Raw genomic sequence first — 527 nt, 5'->3', positions numbered from 1 at the left:
TGAGCAACGGCGCCGTGATCACCATCGAAGCCGGCAAAACCACCGGCACCGTGACCGTCGCCGCCCCAGCCGATGACGTCTACAAAGACGCCGGCAACGTGCAGGCCACGATCACCAACGCCACGGGCGGTAACTTCGAGAACCTGGTGACCAGCAACACACCAGCCGTGACCAGCGTCACCGATACCATCGACACCACCACCGTGAAGCTGACCGCGACCGCAACAGCGGCCGAGGGTGGCACCGTCACCTACACCGCGACCGTGGGCGCCCCTGTGACTGGCTCGCCTGTGACCGTAAACCTGTCCAACGGCCAGAGCATCACCATCGAAGTCGGCAAGACCAGCGGCACCGTGACCACTACCGCGCCGAACGACGTGCTGACCGGTCATGCACCGCTGACCAACGCGATCACTGGTGTGAGCGGTGGTAACTATGAAAATCTGGTGGCTGATAAAACCCCGGTTTCGACCACCGTCACCGACACCATCGACACCACCAACCTGTCGCTCAGCGCGACCGGCACC

1 protein-coding gene is annotated in these 527 nt (G+C 63.4%); it reads left to right on the top strand.

The features are described from left to right. On the top strand, positions 1-527 hold a 527-nt coding region (locus ACTJK9_RS29575; RefSeq protein WP_440817862.1), incomplete at both ends, for an immunoglobulin-like domain-containing protein.

Source organism: Pseudomonas sp. 22082, assembly GCF_052046055.1.
GTDB classification, from domain to species: domain Bacteria; phylum Pseudomonadota; class Gammaproteobacteria; order Pseudomonadales; family Pseudomonadaceae; genus Aquipseudomonas; species Aquipseudomonas pharyngis.
Note: the sequence above shows the minus strand (reverse complement) of the source record. Positions and strands in the feature narration are given on the sequence as shown.